This window comes from Aeromonas sp. S13(2024) (assembly GCF_041402405.1).
GTDB classification, from domain to species: domain Bacteria; phylum Pseudomonadota; class Gammaproteobacteria; order Enterobacterales; family Aeromonadaceae; genus Aeromonas; species Aeromonas veronii.
This window is the reverse complement of sequence record NZ_JBGLRA010000004.1, coordinates 308,245-328,785: the sequence shown is the minus strand read 5'-3', so window position 1 is coordinate 328,785 and position 20,541 is coordinate 308,245. Positions and strand designations below refer to the sequence as shown.

Sequence of the window (20,541 nt, the reverse complement as noted above, 5' to 3'; positions counted from 1 at the left end):
TTGGGTGACAACAGCACCCTGGTGGTGACCATCAATGGCAAGGATTACACCAGTGGCAAAGGGCTGGTGATTGACCCCAATGGCAACTGGAGCGTGGATCTGACCGGCACCGAGCTGGCGGATGGCACCTACCCGGTGGTGGCCACCGTGACCGACGTGGCGGGCAACAGCAAAACCGTCAGCCAGAACGTGGTGGTGGACAGCACAGAGACTAATGCCCCGAAAGTCACCATCATGGATGACGTCAACAACGATCAGCTGCTGAGCAAAGGTGAGATCGGTGATAACCAGGTGCAGGTGAAGGCCGAGGTCAACCATACCGAGTTGACTGCGGGCGGCAAAGTGACCCTGACCATCACCAATGGTGATGCAACCAGCACGGTCGAGCTGAAGCTGGTGAACGGGGTGCTGCAACTGGCCAATGGCCAGTCGGCGACCGGTTTTGCTTACAACAACGGCACTATCAGCTGGACCGAGATGACCCCGGCCAACGGCAAGTCGCTGACGGTGACGGCGACCCAGACCGACAAGGCGGGCAACGTCTCACTGCCGGGCAGCGACAACGCGCAGATCCTGAATGAAGCGCCGGAGACGGCGAACAAGCAGGCAAACGGCCAGGAAGATGCTGCCAGCATCGCCATTCCGACCCTCAGTGGCAGCGACATTGATGGCAACGTGGTGAGTTTCACCATCAAGAGCCTGCCTGCCAACGGTATCCTCTATCTGAACGGGGTGGCGGTGACGGTGGATCAGAGCATTGCGGTGGCGGACGCCGGCAAGCTCACCTTCACTCCGAATGCGAACTGGAACGGCAACACCAGCTTCAACTATGCGGCAGTAGACAACGACGGCGCCGTGGATGCGAGTCCCGCAACCGTGACCATCAAGGTGGATGCGGTCAACGATCTGCCGACGCAGTCCATCTCCAGCGGGGCTGTCCTCTCAGAAGAGGGGCTTTCCGGTGGTATTAAGGATACTGCGGGCAGCAGCGATACCACCGACAGCGTGACTGCCAGCGGTAAGATCACTGTTGGGGATGTAGATAGTCAGGACACACTAAACGTTACTCTGAGTGCACCTTCCACCGCTTTGACTTCCGGTGGTGCTGTAATTCAGTGGGCTTGGAATGCAACTACCAAAGTGTTGAGCGGTTATACCGGCACTCAGGGCGGAGCGGACTACAAGGCGGTCATTGATGTCAAGTTGACCGCGCCTACCGGTAGCACCAAGGGCGACTGGAGCTACGATGTTACCCTCAAGGCGCCGCTTGACCATCCGGTTAAGGGAAGTGAAGACTCGATTAGCTTCCAGGTGGGTGTGTCCGTATCGGATGGCAAAACAACCACTACCGGTAGTCTGCCTATCACAGTTGAGGACGATGCCCCCATCGCTGGCGATGCTGCCGCGGTTTCGCTGGTGAAAACCAGTATTCCTGATGTATTGACCGGCAAGTTCAGCATGATCGGCTATAGCGGGAATAGCACCAGCATTGATGGTGGCAAGTTCACCATCACGGCTAAAGGTTTCCTCTCTTCAACATCTACTGCTCTGACTGATGCGCTGGTTAATGGCTCGAGCGAAGGTATTGGTGTCAAGAGCTCGACAGCCCCTTACCACAATATTGAGAACGAGGTCGATTTCCGCAAACTGGCCGACGGCTCAGGGGTATCTGAAGAGCTGGTGATCAAACTGGATGCTGGCACTGTGGCTTACGGTGCCAAGATCGAGTTCAGCAAGATGTTCGGTGGTGAGCTGGAGAGTGGTGTGGTCGAGTTCTACCGTGATGGAGTTCTGATCTCAACACTTCCCTTTAGGTCGGATGCGGCGGGTGGAGAGTACAACCAGAACTTCCAAGTGCAGCAGGGTGGTTTTGACACCATGGTGATCAAAGCAACCGATAACGGCAATTCGTTCAACGTCAAGGACAACAGCGACTTTACAGTCAAGTCTATCGAGTTCCTTGGCTCCTCTACTCCGCAGGCAATTGCCTATGGCTCGGGGACATTGGCACCGCAATGGGGAGCTGATGGTAAAGGGCGTCTGGAGCTGGTTACCGGCACCGTTGAAACGGGTCTGAAAACGGCAGCTGGTCTGGCAATTACCATTACCGCGGAAGGTGCCAACAGCATGGTTGGCAAGGCCAGTGATGGCAGCTTGATCTTCAAGATGCAATTCACGCCTGCAACGGGCAAGTGGGAATTCTTCCAGTATGCAGAGATGCAGCGCCCGGTTGGTGATGGCGACATCGACTTCACCTTCAAGGCCTATGATCGGGACGGTGACGGCTCGCAAGGCAGCTTTGCTGTCAACCCGCTGGCGCGCCCTGATGTAACCGGTGTATTGAGTGCCACTGTGGTTGAAGGGGCTACCTTGCAGCATGTTGTGACCTTGAGTGGTGCGACTAATGTAGCGACTGAGTACAGCCTCTCAATCGCGGGCAGTGGTACTCATGCTGCCTCTAACTCTGACTGGGGAACTCTGCAGTTCAGTCACGGTGTTACCTATAACAGCAGCACAGGCAAAATCTCAGTACCAGCTGGTGTGACGAGCTTTACCGTGTCAGTGCCGACAGTGAATGACAAGTTGGTAGAACAGACTGAAACCTTGACTCTGACAGTAGGTGGTGTGACCGGAGCCGGAACCATTACTGACAACGATCTCTCTGTGCGACTGGGCAATGGTCTGGTTGATGAGGATGGTTTGTCTGGCGGAAATGCACACTTGCCTGAGCCTGTGGGTATGCCTGCTAGCGGCCCGCGTTCTGTGACTCAGTCGCTGCAGGTGACTGATGGCAGTGGTGGCAATGTCTCTGGCGTACAACTCAAACTTGTTGGCATCACGGGTCTGAGCGGGGTGACGGGTATTGATGGTCAGCCGGTCAATGTTGTTCAGGATGGCGTCGGGCTCAAAGGGTACTTTGGTAACAACCCCGCCAATGTAGCCTTTACTGTGACGGTGGATAACAGTGCCAATCCACCGAGCTACACCTTTACTCTGCTCAAGCCGCTTAGCCACACAGTGGATGGTCAGAGCACAGCGTTGACCAGCCAGGACGAACTGCGCTTTACCGTCAACTATGAGGTAAGCAAATCTGGAGCTGAGACTGCCACTGGCTCGTTTGACTTGGCTGTGCGTGACGATGTGCCGGTTGCAGTGGTCGATGATGCCCGAGTTAGCGTTCTGGTTGATTCGTTTGATGTGAGTGGTATCGAGGCAAACTGGACTGATTGGAGAGGTGGATCCTCCGTGACCAGAGGGGACTCTAATGACAATGATTCTGGGTTGGATCAAATTCGCTGGGGAGGCGGTAACAATCCCTCTGGTTACGGTTTCATGGACAATGATGCCGCGTTGAACGGTGCAATTCCGATCAATGAAGAGATCAAACTGGGCACATTCACTCATTACAACAACCCGATTTATAACGATGCTATCAGTGCTGCAACGATGGAGGTTACTTTCTCCGTAACTGATGCATTGGGACGGGTCACGCCAATAAAACTTGTTGTGAATTTCAATCATAACGAAACCCCCAATGACAGATGGGGGAATGGTGATGACATCATCTCAATCGGTAATACGACTGCTACCTTCAACTTTGAAGGTAAGGCATACACGCTGGAGGTACTGGGTTTCCGCGATGCGGGTGGCAACGTGGTGAAGACTGTCTATACCAAAGAAAATGCAACGAATAGCTTCGATCTGATCGTCAAGTTGGTTGAAGGGTCTGGTTATCAGCTGCCACAGACCACAGGTAATGTGCTGGCCAACGATCTTGCCGGTGCTGATGGTGGTCTGAGTGTCATTGGCTACGGAGTCGGCAGCAGCTCGACCACCTATACCAATGGTGCGGGTACCCAGGTAGTTGGCCTGTACGGGGTACTGACCATTCTGGCCAACGGTGCCTATACCTATCAGGTCACCAAGAATGGCAGCCAGATCCCGGCTGATGCACGCGAGGTGTTCAGCTACAGCGTGCGCGATGGTGATGGCGATACCACCAACAGCACCTTGACCATCAGCGTCAATCCGGTGGACAGCAACGGGGTTCCGGTTCATCTGCCGCTGACGGTAGATGGTACTGACCTCAACGACTCTATCGTGGTACGCAATGGCGAGAGAGCGGCTAATCCTGACCGTCTTGATGTTTCCTTCGGCGGTAATCTGCTGGGCGAAGTCACTACCAGTAACGGCGGTACCGACCACATACATGCCGGTACCAGCTACAACAAGGGAAATGCCGCCCAGACCGTCAGCAGCGGTGCAGGCAATGACCATATCGAAACCGGCAGCGGTAATGATGTGATTTATGCAGGCAAAACCGGGGCTGATGGATTCGGTAGCGACGATTCGTTGCAACTGACGGTAAATCAGCTCAAGGCTCATCACATCATGACAGGCAGCTTGTCTGGCACAGATGCCATGCTCGATGGCGACGGTCTGTTGCTGAGTGTTGATGTCAGCAGTAGCAAAGCGGATGTGGTCAATGGTGGCAGCGGCAATGACAAGATCTACGGGCAGTCAGGTTCCGATATCCTGTTTGGCGGTACCGGTGACGACTACATCGATGGCGGTAGTCATAACGATGCGCTGCGCGGCGGTCTGGGTAACGATATCCTGATCGGCGGGCTCGGCAACGATGTAATGCGTGGTGACGGCGGTTCAGATACTTTCGTCTGGAATCAGGGAGATACAGTATCCGGCTCCCTGACCAAGGATTACATCATGGACTTCAACAAGGGGTCAGGCTCCATCAACCGTTTGGAAGGTGACAAGCTGGATCTGAGCGATTTGCTGGATCACGATGGTTCTCACAGTACGACCGATCTGAAGAGTCTGCTCTCGGTGTTCCAGGACAATGAAGGGGTGCACCTGCAGGTCAAGGAGAGCAGTACTGCGCCGGTGACTCAGGAGATTGTGTTGATGAACCATACCTTCGACAGTCTGACGGGCGGTTCTGGCACCACGGCCAACCAGGTGATCGATTACATGTTGACCAACAACATGCTCGATATCGACAAGTAAGCCCAACTCGGGGCAATAAAAAAGCGGCAGAGCAATCTGCCGCTTTTTTTATCTTTGCAGGGAAGCGAAATCAGTTGCCGAGGGTGGCGAACAGGCTCTGCTCCAGGGTACCGCGGGAGACACAGACCGGCTTGATGGACGGGGCCGGTACGCGCTCGCCTGAGGATTCAACGAAGAACAGTTCTGTGTTGCCCTTGACATTGACGGTGGCCACGCTGCTGTTGCCGCTCTGGGTGATGATCAGGTTGATCTGCAGGTTCGGGTTGCCCAGTGCAACTTTGGAACCCATGGTGCCGCAGTCCAGCCACTCCAGCCCGTCGGCTGACTGGTTGACGTTGGCGGTCATCAGGCCGGAGCCACGCTGGCTGTTTTCGATGGTGAGGCCGTGATCGGTGAACCACTTCTCGGCGCGAGCCCACACCAGATCCACCGGGATTGCCATTTCCTGAGTGTTGTTGGTTGCCTTGGCAATTGGCGGGTTGTAGCGATACTCCTCACCGCCGTTATTGTCACCAGCACAACCAACCAGCAGCAGCGCCAATGCGCTCCCCATAATCTTTTTCATCTTGTTTCTCTCGTCCATATCACCAGGCCATTGGCCAACCGGCACCTATTATCGCCGGAGCGACAATCTCTGTCAGCAACCATCCAACGTTCGATGTTATGGGGAGGTGATCGGGGTGCTTTACAAAATTGGTTTGCTATCATAGATTTGCTCGAAATTCCTCCATAAGCACCCCTGTGACCAACATGCTCACCCCGGATCTGCTGCAGCAGATCATCGACCAATTGCCAATGAGTATCTTCTGTCGAGATAGTCATGGGCGTTACCTGTTCGCCAATCGTGAGTTCGCCCGTGAAGCCAAGCTGGAGTCGCCTGCCGAGGTAGTCGGCAAGACAGATGCAGAGATGCCATGGGGCGATCTCTTTCGCAGTGAGGATGAGCAGCTGCTTGCCGGAGGCGTGCCGATGCTGTATCAGCAGCTTCATTGCAACCGGGGCGGGAATACCTGCTGGATGGAGGTGCACAAGGTGCCTCTTTACACTCCGCAGGGGGAAGCTTGCGCAGTGTTCGGCGTGGTTAACGAGATTGCCCAGCGCAAGAGCCTGGAACAAACGGTCAAACAGCAGCAGTTGTTGCAGCGTTTTCTGCTCGATGCCATTCCTGACCTGATCCGTTTTGATGATCACAACGGGGTGTTGCTGGAGTGCAATCAGGCGTTTCTCGACTTTATCGGCCAAGGGGCGGATGAGGTGCTGGGTCAGCAACTGCCGTTCCGGTTGGCGGCGCCGCAGGGGATGGGGCATGGCGAGTGCTGTCTGCTGGATGCCAGCGGGCAGGGGCGACACATGGAGATCACCCGGGTCGATGTGCCCGATGGTGACGGCCACTCCCTCGGGATCCTGACGCTGGGGCGTGACATCACCGGCCTGCGCACCACTCAGGCGCAGTTGCAGCAGGAGCAGCACTACGACAGTCTGACCGGACTGCTCAAACTCTCCCGGTTCTTGCAGACCAGCCGCCATCTTGGGGGGCGCAGTGCCACGCTGGTACTCGTCGACTTGCACCATTTTCGTGAAATCAACGATCGCTTCGGGATCCGGATTGCCGACCGCTTGCTGAGCCAGGTAGCCAAGCGGTTGCAGCAGCTGGTGCCGCCGCGTTCCCTGCTCTGTCGGGTCGCTGCCGATGACTTCAGCCTGCTGTTGCCGGACTTCAATGAGCCATTGCAGGGGTGGAGCCAGCATCTGCAGCAGCAGTTGATGGAGCATTATCAGGTGGAAGATCACCGCATCCAGATCCCGGTGTTTCTCGGGCTGGCCCAGGGGCGGGCAAGCGATGCCGAGCGGTTGCTCAGTCATGCCGAGGCTGCGCTGGCGCAGGGCAAACGGCAGCAGCAGTACTGCACCCTGTTTGATCCTGAGCTGCATGCCCGGCTCAAGCGGCGTCAGCTGATCGCCGCCCAGTTGCCGCTCGCTATCAAGTCCGCCCAGCTGGTTGCCGTCTATCAGCCCATCATCTGTACCCGCACTCACCGGCTGCATGGCGCCGAGCTGCTCTGTCGCTGGCCCCATCCCGAGCTTGGGATGATCTCCCCCGACGAATTCATTCCGTTGGCGGAAGAGATGGGGATCATCGGTCAACTGGGTCAGCTGATGCTGGAGCAGGGCTGTGCCCAGCTGGCGCAGTGGCAAACTGCGCAGCCGGATATGGTGCTCTCCATCAACCTCTCGCCGCTGCAGTTCCGTGATCCGGCGCTCTGTGAGCGGGTCTCAGCCTGCATCGCTCGCCATGGTCTCAAGGCCAGTCAACTGGAGCTGGAGATCACCGAAGGGGTACTGATGGAGAACGCCGACGAGATTGAGACCAACCTCGACAACCTGATCGCCGCTGGTTTTCAGTTGGCCATCGACGACTTTGGTACTGGTTACTGTTCGCTGGCCTATCTGCCGCGTTTGCAGGTGGCGACCCTCAAGCTGGATCGCAGCTTCACTCAGGGGCTGGCCAGCAATAGTGCGACCACCGCTATCGTGCGCTCAGTCATCGGGTTGGGCCATGAACTCGGGATCCGGATCACCGCCGAAGGGGTGGAAACGCCCGAGCAGCAGCAGTGGCTGACCGAGGCGGGGTGTGATCGGCTACAGGGCTATCTGTTCAGTCGCCCCCTGCCGCCGGCGGAGTTTGCTGCCAGCTATCTGGTGTGAGAGATCGTCAGAAACAACAAGGCCACCGCAAGGTGGCCTTGTTGTTTTACGATGGAGGCAGGATCAATCCTGGAAGTAGGTGCCCCAGCCATCGTAATCCACCCCGTATTTTTCCAGGATGGGCAGCATCTTGGCGATATCGGCGACGATCGCTTCGACATTCAGCTTGCACTCGATGGTGGCATCGAAGCAGAAGATGGTGGCGCCGTCATCCAGCTCCATCTCTTCGGCATCGGTCACTTCAAAACCGGCCTTGAACAGGTCAACCGCTGCTTTTTCCAGACGGTCGAAATCCTGGCAGGCGAAGTGGTGCTCGATGTCGTAATCCGCATCGGGATTGCTGCCATCGGCCAGCAGTTCGTTGACGATCTCGGTGGTCTCATCACGCCACTCTTGCATATTCAGACTCATGTTGCCTCCAGGCGGTATCATTGCGGCAAAGCATACTCGCAGAGTGGATTCGGCTCAATGCGGCGGACCCACTGAACCTCGAATTTCCATCATATTGGCGCAGCCTGCAGGGTGTTCAGAGGACAGCGAGTATGGCAAACAGGGCTGAAATGGATAATAAATGGCCGCTTCGTTCGGTTGTTGAGCGAACGCGCTTTTTATCGTGCCATCATGGTTGACACTCTGCGCTGGAAAGGGTTTAATGCGCGCCGTTGCCCAGATAGCTCAGTCGGTAGAGCAGGGGATTGAAAATCCCCGTGTCGGCGGTTCGATTCCGTCTCTGGGCACCATAATTCCTCCTTAGTTCAGTCGGTAGAACGGCGGACTGTTAATCCGTATGTCACTGGTTCAAGTCCAGTAGGAGGAGCCAAATTCGAAAAGCCCGCTCAATCGAGCGGGCTTTTTCATTTCTAGTTGCTGTTGCATGCGGCCAAAAAGAGCGTCGCGCCACAGGTGGCACTGAATAGCAGCATTCCGGTTTGCAACATGCTGCCAGGGCATGGCTTTTTCTCTTTTTTTCTGGCCCTGATCCACTTCGGTTTCATCACATTCCCTTATCCATTTTGTCGGCCTGAATGGCTGCACTCCTGTGCAGGCGAGCCATCTTTGTTGAATGGCGCCATGGCGTCAATCTCCCCCGCAAAACAATTAATTCAGCAGCGTTGAAGAGCGGCTTGTCGGGTGATATTTCGACCTTTAAGCCATTGTTAACATTTTGGAAAACCGGAGTGACCCTGTGGCCGAGCGGGGATATGATGGGATCAATGATGTTCCCATCCTGACGGAGAGATCCCAGATGAGCAGCCCCTTGAGCTATGTACTGGACGGCATTCATTGCGAGCCGCACTTTTTTACTGTTCCCCTCGATCATGATGAGCCGGATGGTGACAGCATTACTCTGTTTGCCCGTACCCTCTGCCGTAAAGACAAGCTCGATGAGAAGTTGCCCTGGCTGCTTTTTCTGCAAGGGGGGCCGGGATTCGGGGCGCCACGCCCGACGGCCAACAGTGGTTGGCTCAAACGGGCGTTGCAGGAGTTCAGAGTGCTGCTGCTGGATCAGCGTGGCACCGGGATGTCGAGCCCCATCCACGGGCATAGTCTGGCCAAAATGACCCCGGCTGAGCAGGCGGAGTATCTCGGCCATTTTCGCGCCGACAGCATAGTGCAAGATGCCGAGTTCATCCGGCAGGAGCTCAGCCCCAAGCATCGCTGGAGCCTGCTTGGTCAGAGCTTTGGCGGTTTTTGCTGCCTGACCTATCTCTCGCTCTTCCCCGATAGCCTGCGGGAGGTCTATATCACCGGCGGCATCGCGCCGATTGGCCGCAGCGCCGAGGAGGTTTACCGCGCCACCTACCAGAGGGTGGCTGACAAGAACCGAGCCTTCTTCGCCCGCTTCCCCCATGCTCAGGGGATTGCCAACCGGCTGGCCAACCATCTGCACCAGCATGATGTGCGACTGCCCAACGGCCAGCGCCTGACGGTGGAGCAGTTCCAGCAGCAAGGGCTGGATCTCGGTGCTACGGGTGCCTTTGAGGAGCTTTATTACCTGCTGGAAGAGGCCTTTATCGGCGACAAGCTGAGCCCGGCCTTTCTCTATCAGGTGCAGAGCATGCAGCCATTCAATACCAACCCGCTGTTTGCCATTCTGCACGAGGCTATCTACGCCGAAGGGGAGGCGACTCGCTGGGCGGCAGATCGGGTCAGAGGGGAGTTTCCTGCGGTGAACTGGGCGCCAGGCAAGGATTTCGCCTTCACCGGCGAGATGGTTTACCCCTGGATGTTCGAGCAGTTCCGCGAGTTGCAGCTCCTGAAAGAGGCGGCTCATCTGCTGGCCAACAAGGCGGACTGGGGGGCGCTCTATAATCCGGCCCAACTGGCCCGCAACAAGGTGCCGGTAGCATGCGCCGTTTATGCCGAGGATATGTATGTGGAGTTTGACTACAGTCGCGAAACTCTGCGTGGGCTTGGCAACAGTCGCGCCTGGATCACCAATGAATATGAGCATAACGGTTTGCGTGCCGATGGTGAGACGATTCTTGATCGTCTGATCGCGTTGAATCGCGACCGTTAATTGCCGTTATCGGCAACCATCGCGGGAGCCCGGACTCCCGTAATGGTTGTGATGGATGGTTGTTATGAAAGCGTGACACCCTGAACCTTGCCCCGCGCCTGCCAGACGATGAGTGGATAGCCGGCTGATTAATTTCCCCCTCTTTCACTGTCTCTGTCGATCCCTCACCATATACTTGCCAAACGACTCTGTATTGAGCAGCGGTCAAACCGATTGACCAACCCGTGCTCGTTACCATTAGAAAGTCGCTCCGATGCTCTGTATCCCGCGTATCAGATATGCCATCTCTGCATGCCCCGCTATCCGGGGGAGGGGATGGTCGTGCTTTTCAATCAAGATAAGGATGTATGATGAGAAAGTCTCTGTTGGCCTGCTCCCTGTTGCTGTGCCCTGTCGTGTTTGCTGCCACCCCCCATTGGGAATATAGCGGTGAGGCGGGGCCTGCCCACTGGGCCAAGCTGACCCCTGAGTTTGGTCAGTGTGCGGGCAGCAATCAGTCGCCGGTTAACCTGAGCGGATTGGTCGAGGCCAAACTGGCACCGCTGGTACTCCACTATAAGGCGGGTGGCAATACAGTGGTCAACAACGGTCATACCGTGCAGGTCGGTTATGCCCCGGGTAGCACCTTGCAACTCGATGGCACCAGGTTTGAACTCAAGCAGTTCCACTTCCACGCCCCGAGTGAGAACCTCATCGAGGGCAAATCCTATCCGCTGGAAGGGCATCTGGTACACGTCAGTGACAAGGGAGAGATCGCCGTGGTGGCGGTGATGTTCGAGGCTGGCAAGGCCAATCCGGTGCTGGCGGCTGCCTGGAGTGCATTACCGGCCAAGGTGGGGGAGACCCAGGCCCTCAAGGCGCCGCTCTCTGCTGAGCAACTGTTGCCCGAGAGCCGTGACTACTATCGCTTCAGCGGTTCCCTTACTACGCCTCCCTGCTCGGAAGGAGTGCGCTGGCTGGTGATGAAGCAGCCGGTTGAGGTCAGTCAGGCCCAGATCGACGCCTTCAAGGCGGTGATGCACCACCCCAACAACCGGCCGGTGCAGCCCCTCAATGGGCGCGTGGTACTGCAATAACACAGTGTTGTAATAGCGCTGCAGATAGCAAAAACAACAAGAGGGCCGCGAGGCCCTCTTTTACATGGCGAGGTATCGGCGTGCGATCAGAGGCTGGCAGCGATCCGGGCACCGAGGGCCGCGTTGTTCAGTACCAGCTGGATGTTGGCCGCCAGCGAGTTGCCGCCAGTCAGCTCGCAGACGCGGGCCAGCAGGAAGGGGGTAGACGCTTTGCCCTTGATCCCCTGCTCATCGGCTTCATGGAGCGCTTGGGCAATGGCTGCGTCGATATCGGCTTTTGGCATGGCGTGTGCGCTCGGGATGGGGTTGGCCACCACGGCGCCGCCCGCCAGTCCCAGCTCCCACTTGAGGCGAAGCGCCTCGGCGATGGCTGCTGGACTATCCAGTCGGTAGTCGACCTTGAAGCCGCTCTCGCGGGTGTAGAAGGCGGGCAGCTCCTCGGTTTGATAGCCGATCACCGGCACGCCCTGGGTCTCCAGATACTCCAAGGTCAGCCCGATATCGAGGATCGACTTGGCTCCGGCACAGACTACGGCCACCGGCGTTTGGGCCAGCTCCTGCAGGTCGGCCGAGATATCGAAGGTCTCCTGCGCGCCGCGATGTACCCCGCCGATACCACCGGTGGCAAAGACCCGGAGCCCCGCCATGGCGGCGATGATCATGGTGGAGGCGACCGTGGTGGCCCCCATCCCCTTGCGCGCCAGCACGAACGGAATGTCGCGGCGGCTGCACTTGGTAACCGCATGGCCAGCCCGGCCCAGCGCTTCCAGCGCACCGGCATCGAGACCCACTTTGAGGCGGCCGTCGAGGATGGCGATGGTCGCCGGAATGGCGCCGTTATCGCGCACTACCTGCTCCACCTGACGGGCCGTCTCCACGTTCTGTGGATAGGGCATGCCATGGGAGATGATAGTGGATTCGAGGGCGACGACCGGTTTGCCGGCAGCCAGCGCGGCAGCAACTTCCGGTTGGATATCGAGGTAAGCGTTCAGCATGAGTACTCCTCCAGTATGCGGTCAACGGCGGTCTTGCTCAGACCGGAAAAAACGGTATCGGAACAATTGACGGTGAGGGCGGCGCAGCCCAGGGCAAAGCGAGTGGTTTGGGCAATGTCGAGCTGTTGCAGCCAGGCGTGGGCGAGACCAGCCATAAAGGCATCCCCGCCGCCGGTGACGTTGAGTACCGGACTGCCCAGCACCGACAGGTGGCCCTGCTGCTCGCCATCGCTGTAGAAGATCCCCTGTTCACCCAGACTGAGGAACAGTCGCTTGACCCCGGTGCGGTGGAACCAGGCGGCCACCATGGGCCAGGTTTCGGGCCCGGCGATGGTCATGCCGCACAGCTGCTCGGCTTCGCTTCGATTGGGTTTGAGGGTGTGGATCTTGCCGAGCCAGGGGCGGATCTTCTCCACTTTGGCCACCGAAACGGTATCGACAAAGATGGCGTGCTCACCTTGCCGTTCAAACAACCAGTCGAGGGTATGGATAGCCAGATTGGTGTCGAGCACCCAAAGCCGGGCACCACCGAGAAAGCCTGCGAGGGGGGTCAGGCGGGCTGGGGTGAGCTGCTCTATGATGGCCATGTCGTTGATGGCGCAGCTCATTTCGCCGCTACCATCATGCAGGCTGAGATAACAGGAGGTGGCGTGACCATCGAGCACCAGAGTCTGGCGCACATCGACGCCGGCCCGCTGGCTCACTTCCAATAGATGGTGGCCATACTGGTCGTTGCCGACTGCGGTTAGCAGCCGGGTATCGCTGCCGAGCCGCGCCAGATTCTCGGCGATATTGCGGCCAACACCACCGGCCGAGGTGCGCACCTTGCCCGGGTTGGAGTCGCCGAGCAACAGGTTGTCGTGGCTGGTGCCGCAAATATCCATATTGGCACCGCCGATCACCACCACGTAGGGGCCCTCTCGCAGTACATAACCTCTGCCTTGCACATATCCCTGCCGGATCAGGCTGGAGATGTGGCTGGCCAGCGCAGAGCGGCTGATGCCGAGGCGATCGGCCAGCTCCTGCTGGGCAATCATGGGATCCTGACGCAGCAGGGCTAGGATCTCTTGTTCACGCTCAGTCATAGACAAACATCCATTTACAAACGTTTGTCTATTATTGCTGGGAAACGTTTGCTGGCCATCAGCTTGTACAAAATTTGTCGGCTTGCGCACAAAAAATCGACATTCAAAGCTGGGTTGGCAAGCGGTTTAGCCGGGGAGGGGACTTTTAACGGGCCGGTGGCCCTGCAACGGCTTATAATGGCCGCCGCAAGATGAGGAGAGATGATGGAAAAGAGTGCATTCTGCTGCGTGGGGCTGGTCAATCCCAAGTCCCCGGAAAATGTCGGCTCAGTGATGCGGGCTGCGGGCTGTTACGGGGTAGACGAGGTCTACTACACCGGCAACCGCTTCGAGCTGGCGCGCCGCTTTGCCACCGATACCAAGCAGATGGTGGAGAAGATCCCGCTGCTCGGGGTGGATGATCTGATGGCGTTTGTCCCGCAGGGATGCGTGCCCGTGGTGGTCGATCTGATCGATGGCGCTACACCGCTCCCCGACTATGTCCATCCGGAACGCGCTTTTTATATCTTCGGGCCGGAGGATGGCACGCTCGATCCTGCCCTCTATGGCGCGGTGAAAGATGTGGTTTATGTGCCGACTCAGGGCTGCATGAATCTGGCTGCCTCGGTCAATGTGATCCTCTATGACCGATTGGCGAAGGGGTTCCGGCAACCCTGAGTTGTGGCGTTGCTACGGTGACTCAAACCGCAATGGAAAGGTGTTGCTCATGGACAGGTTGCTGGCGGTGGCCGCTGTTGACGGTGCTGCGGCATCCTTCTCTTTCCCCTATGGTGGGATCATTTTTCGCTGGCCTTGACCGCCTGCTCCTCGAGAAAGTCGCGGTAGTATTCATAGAGGTGATAATGGCGATATATCTCGGCCAGCGTGCCGCGACGGATCAGATTCACCATCTCCTGATCCCACAGCAGCAGTAGCCGCTCGCCCCGTTCGGTATCGGCAAAAATGGGGTAAGTCGGGATCCAGCGCAAAATGGTGCGGTACATATTGGCCGGGGTCTCATCGGTAGAATGGAGCACGCCAGCGGTCAGGTAATAGCGATAGCGCCCCTTGCCAATCAGCTGCAGGGCCATCTCATGGTTGTCGATCTCATGCCATCGCATGGTGACCGGAAGATATTTATCCAGCACCCATCCTCGCCGCCAGAGGACGGTCTCGCCTTCCAGACTGCGCTCTCCCCGCCATTGCGGCTGCCACTGCTTGAGCATGAAGACGGTCACATCATCGGCGGAGGCTGGCTGATGGGGCTGCCTGACCCCCTTGAGCTCGTCCAGATAGACACTCATCGCCATATCCCCCTCTTGCCTGGCTACCATGGCGACGGCACGTTTGTAGGGCACGATATGGGGCACGATCTGATAGCCGTGGGGTTGGTAGATGGTTCGCACCAGATCGAGATAGATACCGCGGCCATCCGGTTGGCAGAAACCGGGCCAGCCATCGCAATAGACGTGAATATCGGCTGTGCGAGCGTGGGCGATCGCACACAGAGAGCAAAGCAGCAAACAACCGATGCGCAGCATGGTCAGCATTATCCTCGCAGGGGTGAGGAGAGCATTTATCACCTGATTTATACCATGCCATTGATCGCGTCGGGCGGAGAAAACATCCAGTATCTCCATTTTGCTACAGGGTTGAGAGTTATTTACCTTCGAATCGTTCTCATTAATGAGAGGGTCAATAGTGGCCAATTGGTTGTTGCTAATAAGATGGTTAACCACAAATATGTAGGGCGGGTCTGACAGCAGGGGGAATATCAACGTCTGTTTGCATGAAGCGTTGGCACACCTCATGCGTACAGGTAAGTAACATATAGTTTTTGATAAACCTCAGCGGTAGCAGCCATACAGCGATATAAAAAGGTGACCCTCATCCGCGTCATGTCATCCCGGCTATGAATCTCTGCTGCCTCACCCGGGGATCAGCTAGCTTCTCGATCTTGCGCTGTGTTTAGTAGTGCGGCGGCGGGGTCTCTTCGGCCATGCTGGCAATCTGGCTGGGCTGTACGCTTTGCAGTTTGTCGATCAGCAGCTGGATCTGGTATTTGAGCCGATCGAGTTCACGGCCCTGAGTGGTTACCTCGTCGTTGAGCTGCTCTATGGTGTACTCCGCATAGGCGAGACGGGTTTCCAGGGTTTCGATGCGATCGTTAAGTTGCTGACTCATGTGCCTTCGGGTCCTTACTTGATTGTCCAGATTTCGGCCAGACCACTGGAGCTGGCACTGACAAGGTGGCTATTGTCGCGCAAAGCGACGCCGTAGACCACTGCGCTGGGCGGTTTCACCTTGGGTTGCGGCGAGACGCGCCAGCTCTGCAGCAGGGCACCATCGCTCACTTGCCACAGGGAGAGCTGACGGGAAGGGGCGCCGGTGATGAGCCACTTGCCATCGTTGGCAAAGCGGGCGCTGGTGTAGACCTCGAAGCGGTGATCATATTGCAGCTGACTCACCTCCTTGCCGGTTTTCAGATCCCAGATGCTGGCCCGGCTGCTGTCGGCGGTGAAGGCGTAGCGGCCGCTCGGCTCCAGTCTGGCCATGATCACCCGGCCACCATGGTTGAAGCGCCAGATCACCTGCCCGCTACGGGTATCCCACAGATAGGCGCTGTAGTCGTTGCCGCCGGTCAGGGCGTAGCGACCGTTGGCGGAGAGATCCACCGTATTGACCTGTTCGGTGTGCCCCAGAAACTGCAGGCGACGGCCGCTTCGGGTGTCGAGCCACTCAGCTTTGCCATCTTCCCGCCCGATCAGCACATAACGACCGTCGGCAGAGAGCGCGATGTCCCTCAGCCTGGATTCAGGAAGTGAGTAGTAGCCTTGTGATTGCCCGTCGTTCAGCCGCCAGGTTGCAAAGGTATCGGGGGTAGCGGTGACGGCATGGCTGTTGCCTTCGGAAAAACGGGTAATGAATACCAGATCATCCGCCGAGTCGGATTGCTTCCAGCGCCAGCGTTGACGGTTCTGTTCCAGATCCCAGACGATGATGCCCTGGCTGATGCTGGAGACGATGGCCTGCTTGCCATCACTGGATAGATCTGCGGTCAGCAGACCCGTGCTGGCGAGGGGCATTTGCTGGTTGGGTTGGGAGCTCTGCTCGCAACCGGTGAGCATTAAACAGAGGCTCACCAGATAAATGGCACTTTTTATCATTTTTGCGGTCTCACGCTTTTGTTACCTGCGATCACGGCGTTAGTATAAGGCGCTTATCACGATAAACCTCTCATTTCACGATGGAACCGAGAGCGGTATTTGGAGTTTGGAGAAACTGATGAACAAATTTCTGAAGGTGTCCCTGTTGGCGGCGGCCGTTGCCGTCGGTCTGACTGCTTGCCAAAAAGACGAGAAGCCTGCTGCGGCCAATACCGCCGAAGTGAAGGCAGAAGCCAGCAAGCCGGCAGAGGCGACCAAGGCCGAAGCCAAGAGCTTTGAAGAGCAATCTGGCTACGCAATTGGCCTCTCCATGGGTCGTTACATCGCCAATACCCTGGAGCGTCAGCAGGAACTGGGCATCAAACTGGACAACGCCGTGATCCTGAAAGGGGTGACTGACGGTCTGGGCAAAGAAGCCAAGATGACTGATGAAGAGATCCAGAAGGTACTGCAGGATTACGACGCCAAGATCAACGAGCTGACCAAGGCCAAGGCCGAGAAAGACGCCGTTGAGAATCTGAAGAAGGGCGAAGAGTTCCTGGCTGCCAACGCCAAGAAAGAGGGTGTGAAGAGCACTGAATCCGGCCTGCAGTACGTGGTCGAGAAGATGGGCACTGGCGCCAAGCCGAAATCTACCGACATCGTCAAGGTTCACTACACCGGTACCCTGACCGACGGCACCAAGTTCGACAGCTCCGTCGATCGCGGCGAGCCGGCTACCTTCCCGCTCAACCAGGTTATCCCGGGTTGGACCGAAGGCGTTCAGCTGATGCCGGTTGGCTCCAAGTTCAAGTTCTTCCTGCCGTCCAAGCTGGCCTATGGCGAGCACGGTGCAGGCTCCATTCCGGCGAACGCCGTGTTGGTGTTTGACGTTGAGCTGCTGGCTATCGAGAAGCCGACTGCCGACGATGCCAAGAAGTAATCTTTTCTTGTAGTGAAAAACGGCTCCTTAAGGAGCCGTTTTTACTTGTGTATTCCCTGCAATCGCGGGATAACAGAGCTGTCTTGGCGTTGGGTTTGCGCGCGAAAATAAGGCAAAATAGATCGCAGAATCAAATACAAGGATGAGTCCAGTGGCTGAAAATAAATCGCGTGTCCTGCTGGTGGAAGATACCCGTAGTCTGGCGGTGGTCTATGAACAGTACCTGCGCCAGGAGGGGTATGAGGTGGTGCTGGCCGACTGTGGTCAGCAGGCGTTGGCGCAGTTGCTGGCAAGTCCTCCCCCCGTGGTGCTGCTGGATCTGGAGCTGCCGGATATGTCCGGTATGGATATTCTGCAGATGATCACCGAACAGCAGTTGCCTTGCTCTGTGGTAGTGATCACCGCCCACGGTTCGGTGGATGTGGCGGTGGAGGCGATGCGCCTCGGTGCCTTCGATTTTCTGACCAAGCCGTTTGACAGCAAGCGGCTCTGCGCCACCGTTCGCAATGCCTTGAAACACCAGCAGTTGAGCTCGCTGGTTGCCCACTATCGAGAAAACTTCGAGCGTAGCTCCTTCTTCGGTTTTATCGGCGCCTCCATGTCGATGCAGGCGGTCTATCGCATCATCGAGAGCGCGGCGCCCAGCAAGGCGACCGTCTTTATCACTGGCGAGAGCGGCACCGGCAAAGAGGTGTGTGCCGAGGCGATTCACCAGTGCAGTCCCCGCAGCGAACAGCCCTTTATTGCCCTCAACTGCGCCGCCATTCCCCACGATTTGATGGAGAGCGAGATCTTCGGTCATGTGAAGGGCTCTTTTACCGGTGCGCAGGGGGATCGCAAGGGGGCGGCCAGTCTGGCCGATGGCGGTACCCTGTTTCTCGACGAGATCTGCGAGATGGACCTGGATCTGCAGAGCAAGTTGCTGCGCTTTATCCAGACCGGCACAGTGCAGCGGGTCGGCAGCGGCAAGCTCGAGACGGTGGATGTGCGCTTTATCTGTGCCACTAACCGGGATCCGCTGGTGGAGGTTAAAGCGGGCCGTTTTCGCGAGGATCTCTACTATCGGCTCCACGTCATTCCGCTTACCCTGCCGCCACTGCGGGAGCGGGGTGAGGATATCCTGCTGCTGGCGCGCACCCTGTTGCAGAGCTACGCCAAGGAGGAGAACAAACGCTTCAAGGATTTTGATGTCGAGGCTGCGCGAGTGCTGCTCGACTACCCCTGGCCCGGCAACGTACGCGAGTTGCAAAACGTGGTGCGCAATATCGTGGTACTCAACGACAAGGAGTTGGTGAGCCCGGATATTCTGCCGCCACCGCTCAATGGGGTTCGTCCCCAGCTGCCGGCTGCGATTGCGGCAGCGGTGGCATCGGCTCCGGCCGCCACCGGCGTGGCCAACGGGCCAATTCGTCCGCTCTGGCTGGTGGAAAAAGAGGTGATCGAACAGGCCATCGCCAGCTGTGACGGCAATATTCCCAAGGCAGCTGCCCTGCTCGAGATCAGCCCCTCCACCATTTACCGTAAAAAACAGGGGTGGGAGGAGTCCAATCGGGCCTGAACCATCTTGCCAGCAGAAAGGGCGGCTAGCGTGCCGCCCTTGCTATTTTGGGGGATCAGAGTTTGGCGAGGCGTTTGAGGCGGGCCAGTCGCTCCCCCTCGTTGGCGCTGAACCAGCGGTCCTGCGACAGCAGAAACCAGGCGCGGGAGAAGTATTCCGCGGCCAGCGGATCGTCCAGCACCAAGGCATTCTCCCCCAGCTCCTCGAACAGATAACCATCCTCAGGTTCGCCAGCCTCGGCCATATCGGCCTTGAGCTGGTGCAGCTCTGCCAGCGCCTGCTGGTGCTGACCCTGGGCCCGGGTCAGGCGAGCCAGACTCCAGCGAGCGATAAACGCCTTGGCCGGCTGGTTATGTTGCAGATGCCAGGTCAGACACTTCTGCTGCTGGATTTTCGCCTCCTCAAAGCGGCCCAATTCGAACAGGGTCCAGCCCTGATTGTTGTAAAGGGGGGCCAGCCAGCCGCGCACCTTCTCGTCACTGCTGCGTTCCGCCAGCTCCATCGCCAGTTGATGCCAGCGGCTCTGCTCTTCCAGTGGTGCGGCGATGGTGATCATGTGAGCGGCGTCGATGGCGAGATAGGTCTCCTTCTCCTTGAGTCCCCATTGCCAGGCTTGTTCAAACAGCGGTTTGGCGCTGGCTTTGTCGCCCGCCGAGTTAAAGGTGCGGCCTCGTTCCAGCAGGGCCCGGATCCGCGCTCTGGGGGTTGTGTCGGTGAGGCGAGGCTCTATCTCGTCGAGCAGCTGATGGGCTTCGGCAAACTGGCGCTGCAGCGAGTGGGTGCGGGCAATTTGGGTCAGCAACTCCAGTTCGAGTTGCAGGTCGGCTGCAGCACGCGCTTCGGGAAGAAGGGTGTGAAAACGCAGGGCGCTGGCGGCGGGATCCTGATAATCCCACAACGCCATGAAATCGGGCGGATTGTCCATTTGGCCTCCTTGCTGGTTATCCTGTCACCAAGATGCCTGCAGGCCATTGTTTGTACAAGGGGCGCCCGTCACAGAGCGCCCCTTGAGCCATGCTAACGGTTGTGCCAGCCGATCAGTAGACCATGGCCAGGCTCATCAGCATCAGACCGAGGGCGGCAAAGGCCCCCTCCTTGATGGCGAGCCTTGGCACCAGCGCCTTGGGCAGGGCCGGAAACAGGCTCAGGGCAAAGCCAAGGCCCGGCATCAACCAGTGGAATGCCGGATCACGCAGGGCGGGATCGGCGGCACCGTTGATGATGATCAGCAAAATAAACAGGGTGAAGGCGGGGAGGATAAACCAGCGTACCCCGCCGGCGGCGAACGCCCGCAGCGGCGAAATGCGATAGAGCAGCATGGTCACAAGGAACAGAACAAAAGGGGCCAGCAGATAGAGCGGAGCGGGGTTCATAACATCTTTCCTGAAAACTGATCGTCAAAAAACAGGGAGTCCGGTGCAAGAGGCGCAGGATTTAATCACTCTTCGCAGGTAATCACCAGCAGCCCGGGCCCGGGCTGTGAAGAGGATCCCGGATAAAGGTTTGC

Annotated in this window: 16 protein-coding genes and 2 tRNA genes; 9 read left to right on the top strand and 9 right to left on the bottom strand. The window is 57.7% G+C overall.

Going from position 1 to position 20,541, the window contains the following annotated elements; genetic code table 11:
• Entirely contained in the window at positions 1 to 5,025 is a 5,025-nt protein-coding gene (locus tag ACB042_RS09090; protein WP_371178264.1) for a choice-of-anchor K domain-containing protein, read from the top strand.
• Positions 5,026 to 5,095: 70 nt separating this feature from the next.
• Here ACB042_RS09090 and ACB042_RS09085 read toward each other — a convergent pair whose 3' ends face one another.
• Complete coding sequence (locus ACB042_RS09085) at positions 5,096 to 5,590, bottom strand: hypothetical protein (protein ID WP_005335330.1); 495 nt, start codon at positions 5,588 to 5,590, stop codon at positions 5,096 to 5,098.
• A 185-nt stretch (positions 5,591 to 5,775) separates the two neighbouring features.
• Between ACB042_RS09085 and ACB042_RS09080 the strand changes: the two genes are divergently transcribed.
• Complete coding sequence (locus ACB042_RS09080) at positions 5,776 to 7,731, top strand: EAL domain-containing protein (RefSeq protein ID WP_371178267.1); 1,956 nt, start codon at positions 5,776 to 5,778, stop codon at positions 7,729 to 7,731.
• 63 nt (positions 7,732 to 7,794) lie between these two features.
• On the opposite strand, the gene rraB is transcribed toward ACB042_RS09080, so the two are convergent.
• Complete coding sequence (gene rraB, locus ACB042_RS09075) at positions 7,795 to 8,130, bottom strand: ribonuclease E inhibitor RraB (RefSeq protein ID WP_026034893.1); 336 nt, start codon at positions 8,128 to 8,130, stop codon at positions 7,795 to 7,797.
• A 265-nt stretch (positions 8,131 to 8,395) separates the two neighbouring features.
• On the opposite strand from rraB, the gene ACB042_RS09070 reads away from it, so the two are divergent.
• The 4 genes from ACB042_RS09070 to ACB042_RS09055 all read left to right on the top strand — a co-directional run bounded on the left by ACB042_RS09070 (position 8,396) and on the right by ACB042_RS09055 (position 11,328).
• A tRNA-Phe gene (locus ACB042_RS09070) sits at positions 8,396 to 8,471 on the top strand.
• Between the two features lie 4 nt (positions 8,472 to 8,475).
• A tRNA-Asn gene (locus tag ACB042_RS09065) sits at positions 8,476 to 8,551 on the top strand.
• 426 nt (positions 8,552 to 8,977) lie between these two features.
• Entirely contained in the window at positions 8,978 to 10,252 is a 1,275-nt protein-coding gene (locus ACB042_RS09060; RefSeq protein WP_371178263.1) for an alpha/beta fold hydrolase, read from the top strand.
• A 350-nt stretch (positions 10,253 to 10,602) separates the two neighbouring features.
• On the top strand, positions 10,603 to 11,328 hold the full coding sequence (locus tag ACB042_RS09055; RefSeq protein ID WP_371178266.1) for a carbonic anhydrase: 726 nt from the start codon (positions 10,603 to 10,605) through the stop codon (positions 11,326 to 11,328).
• Positions 11,329 to 11,414: 86 nt separating this feature from the next.
• On the opposite strand, the gene ACB042_RS09050 is transcribed toward ACB042_RS09055, so the two are convergent.
• Together ACB042_RS09050 and ACB042_RS09045 are read right to left on the bottom strand one after the other, a co-directional pair.
• Entirely contained in the window at positions 11,415 to 12,323 is a 909-nt protein-coding gene (locus tag ACB042_RS09050) for a pseudouridine-5'-phosphate glycosidase (RefSeq protein WP_371178262.1), read from the bottom strand.
• Positions 12,317 to 13,408 (bottom strand): PfkB family carbohydrate kinase, encoded by a 1,092-nt coding sequence (locus ACB042_RS09045; RefSeq protein ID WP_371178261.1) that lies wholly within the window; start codon positions 13,406 to 13,408, stop codon positions 12,317 to 12,319. The genes ACB042_RS09050 and ACB042_RS09045 overlap by 7 nt, the downstream gene beginning before the upstream one ends.
• A 204-nt stretch (positions 13,409 to 13,612) precedes the next feature.
• On the opposite strand from ACB042_RS09045, the gene ACB042_RS09040 reads away from it, so the two are divergent.
• On the top strand, positions 13,613 to 14,065 hold the full coding sequence (locus tag ACB042_RS09040) for an RNA methyltransferase (protein ID WP_069529917.1): 453 nt from the start codon (positions 13,613 to 13,615) through the stop codon (positions 14,063 to 14,065).
• Between the two features lie 119 nt (positions 14,066 to 14,184).
• On the opposite strand, the gene ACB042_RS09035 is transcribed toward ACB042_RS09040, so the two are convergent.
• The 3 genes from ACB042_RS09035 to ACB042_RS09025 form a co-directional block, all read right to left on the bottom strand.
• Positions 14,185 to 14,928, bottom strand: a complete 744-nt coding sequence (locus ACB042_RS09035) for a hypothetical protein (protein ID WP_371178265.1) — start codon at positions 14,926 to 14,928, stop codon at positions 14,185 to 14,187.
• Positions 14,929 to 15,355: 427 nt separating this feature from the next.
• Entirely contained in the window at positions 15,356 to 15,571 is a 216-nt protein-coding gene (locus ACB042_RS09030; protein ID WP_005335285.1) for a SlyX family protein, read from the bottom strand.
• Positions 15,572 to 15,585: 14 nt separating this feature from the next.
• Positions 15,586 to 16,554 (bottom strand): hypothetical protein, encoded by a 969-nt coding sequence (locus ACB042_RS09025; RefSeq protein ID WP_157161313.1) that lies wholly within the window; start codon positions 16,552 to 16,554, stop codon positions 15,586 to 15,588.
• A gap of 118 nt (positions 16,555 to 16,672) precedes the next feature.
• On the opposite strand from ACB042_RS09025, the gene fkpA reads away from it, so the two are divergent.
• Positions 16,673 to 17,476 carry an FKBP-type peptidyl-prolyl cis-trans isomerase gene (gene fkpA / locus ACB042_RS09020; protein WP_005335283.1) on the top strand — a complete coding sequence of 268 codons (804 nt, stop codon included), beginning with the start codon at positions 16,673 to 16,675 and terminating at the stop codon, positions 17,474 to 17,476.
• A gap of 151 nt (positions 17,477 to 17,627) precedes the next feature.
• Positions 17,628 to 19,034, top strand: a complete 1,407-nt coding sequence (locus tag ACB042_RS09015) for a sigma-54 dependent transcriptional regulator (RefSeq protein ID WP_005348258.1) — start codon at positions 17,628 to 17,630, stop codon at positions 19,032 to 19,034.
• Between the two features lie 55 nt (positions 19,035 to 19,089).
• Here the strand turns inward: ACB042_RS09015 and ACB042_RS09010 are convergent, their stop codons facing one another.
• Both ACB042_RS09010 and ACB042_RS09005 read right to left on the bottom strand, forming a co-directional pair.
• Positions 19,090 to 19,959, bottom strand: a complete 870-nt coding sequence (locus ACB042_RS09010) for a hypothetical protein (RefSeq protein WP_371178260.1) — start codon at positions 19,957 to 19,959, stop codon at positions 19,090 to 19,092.
• A gap of 112 nt (positions 19,960 to 20,071) precedes the next feature.
• Positions 20,072 to 20,407 (bottom strand): hypothetical protein, encoded by a 336-nt coding sequence (locus ACB042_RS09005; protein WP_204480047.1) that lies wholly within the window; start codon positions 20,405 to 20,407, stop codon positions 20,072 to 20,074.
• Positions 20,408 to 20,541 lie beyond the last annotated feature (134 nt).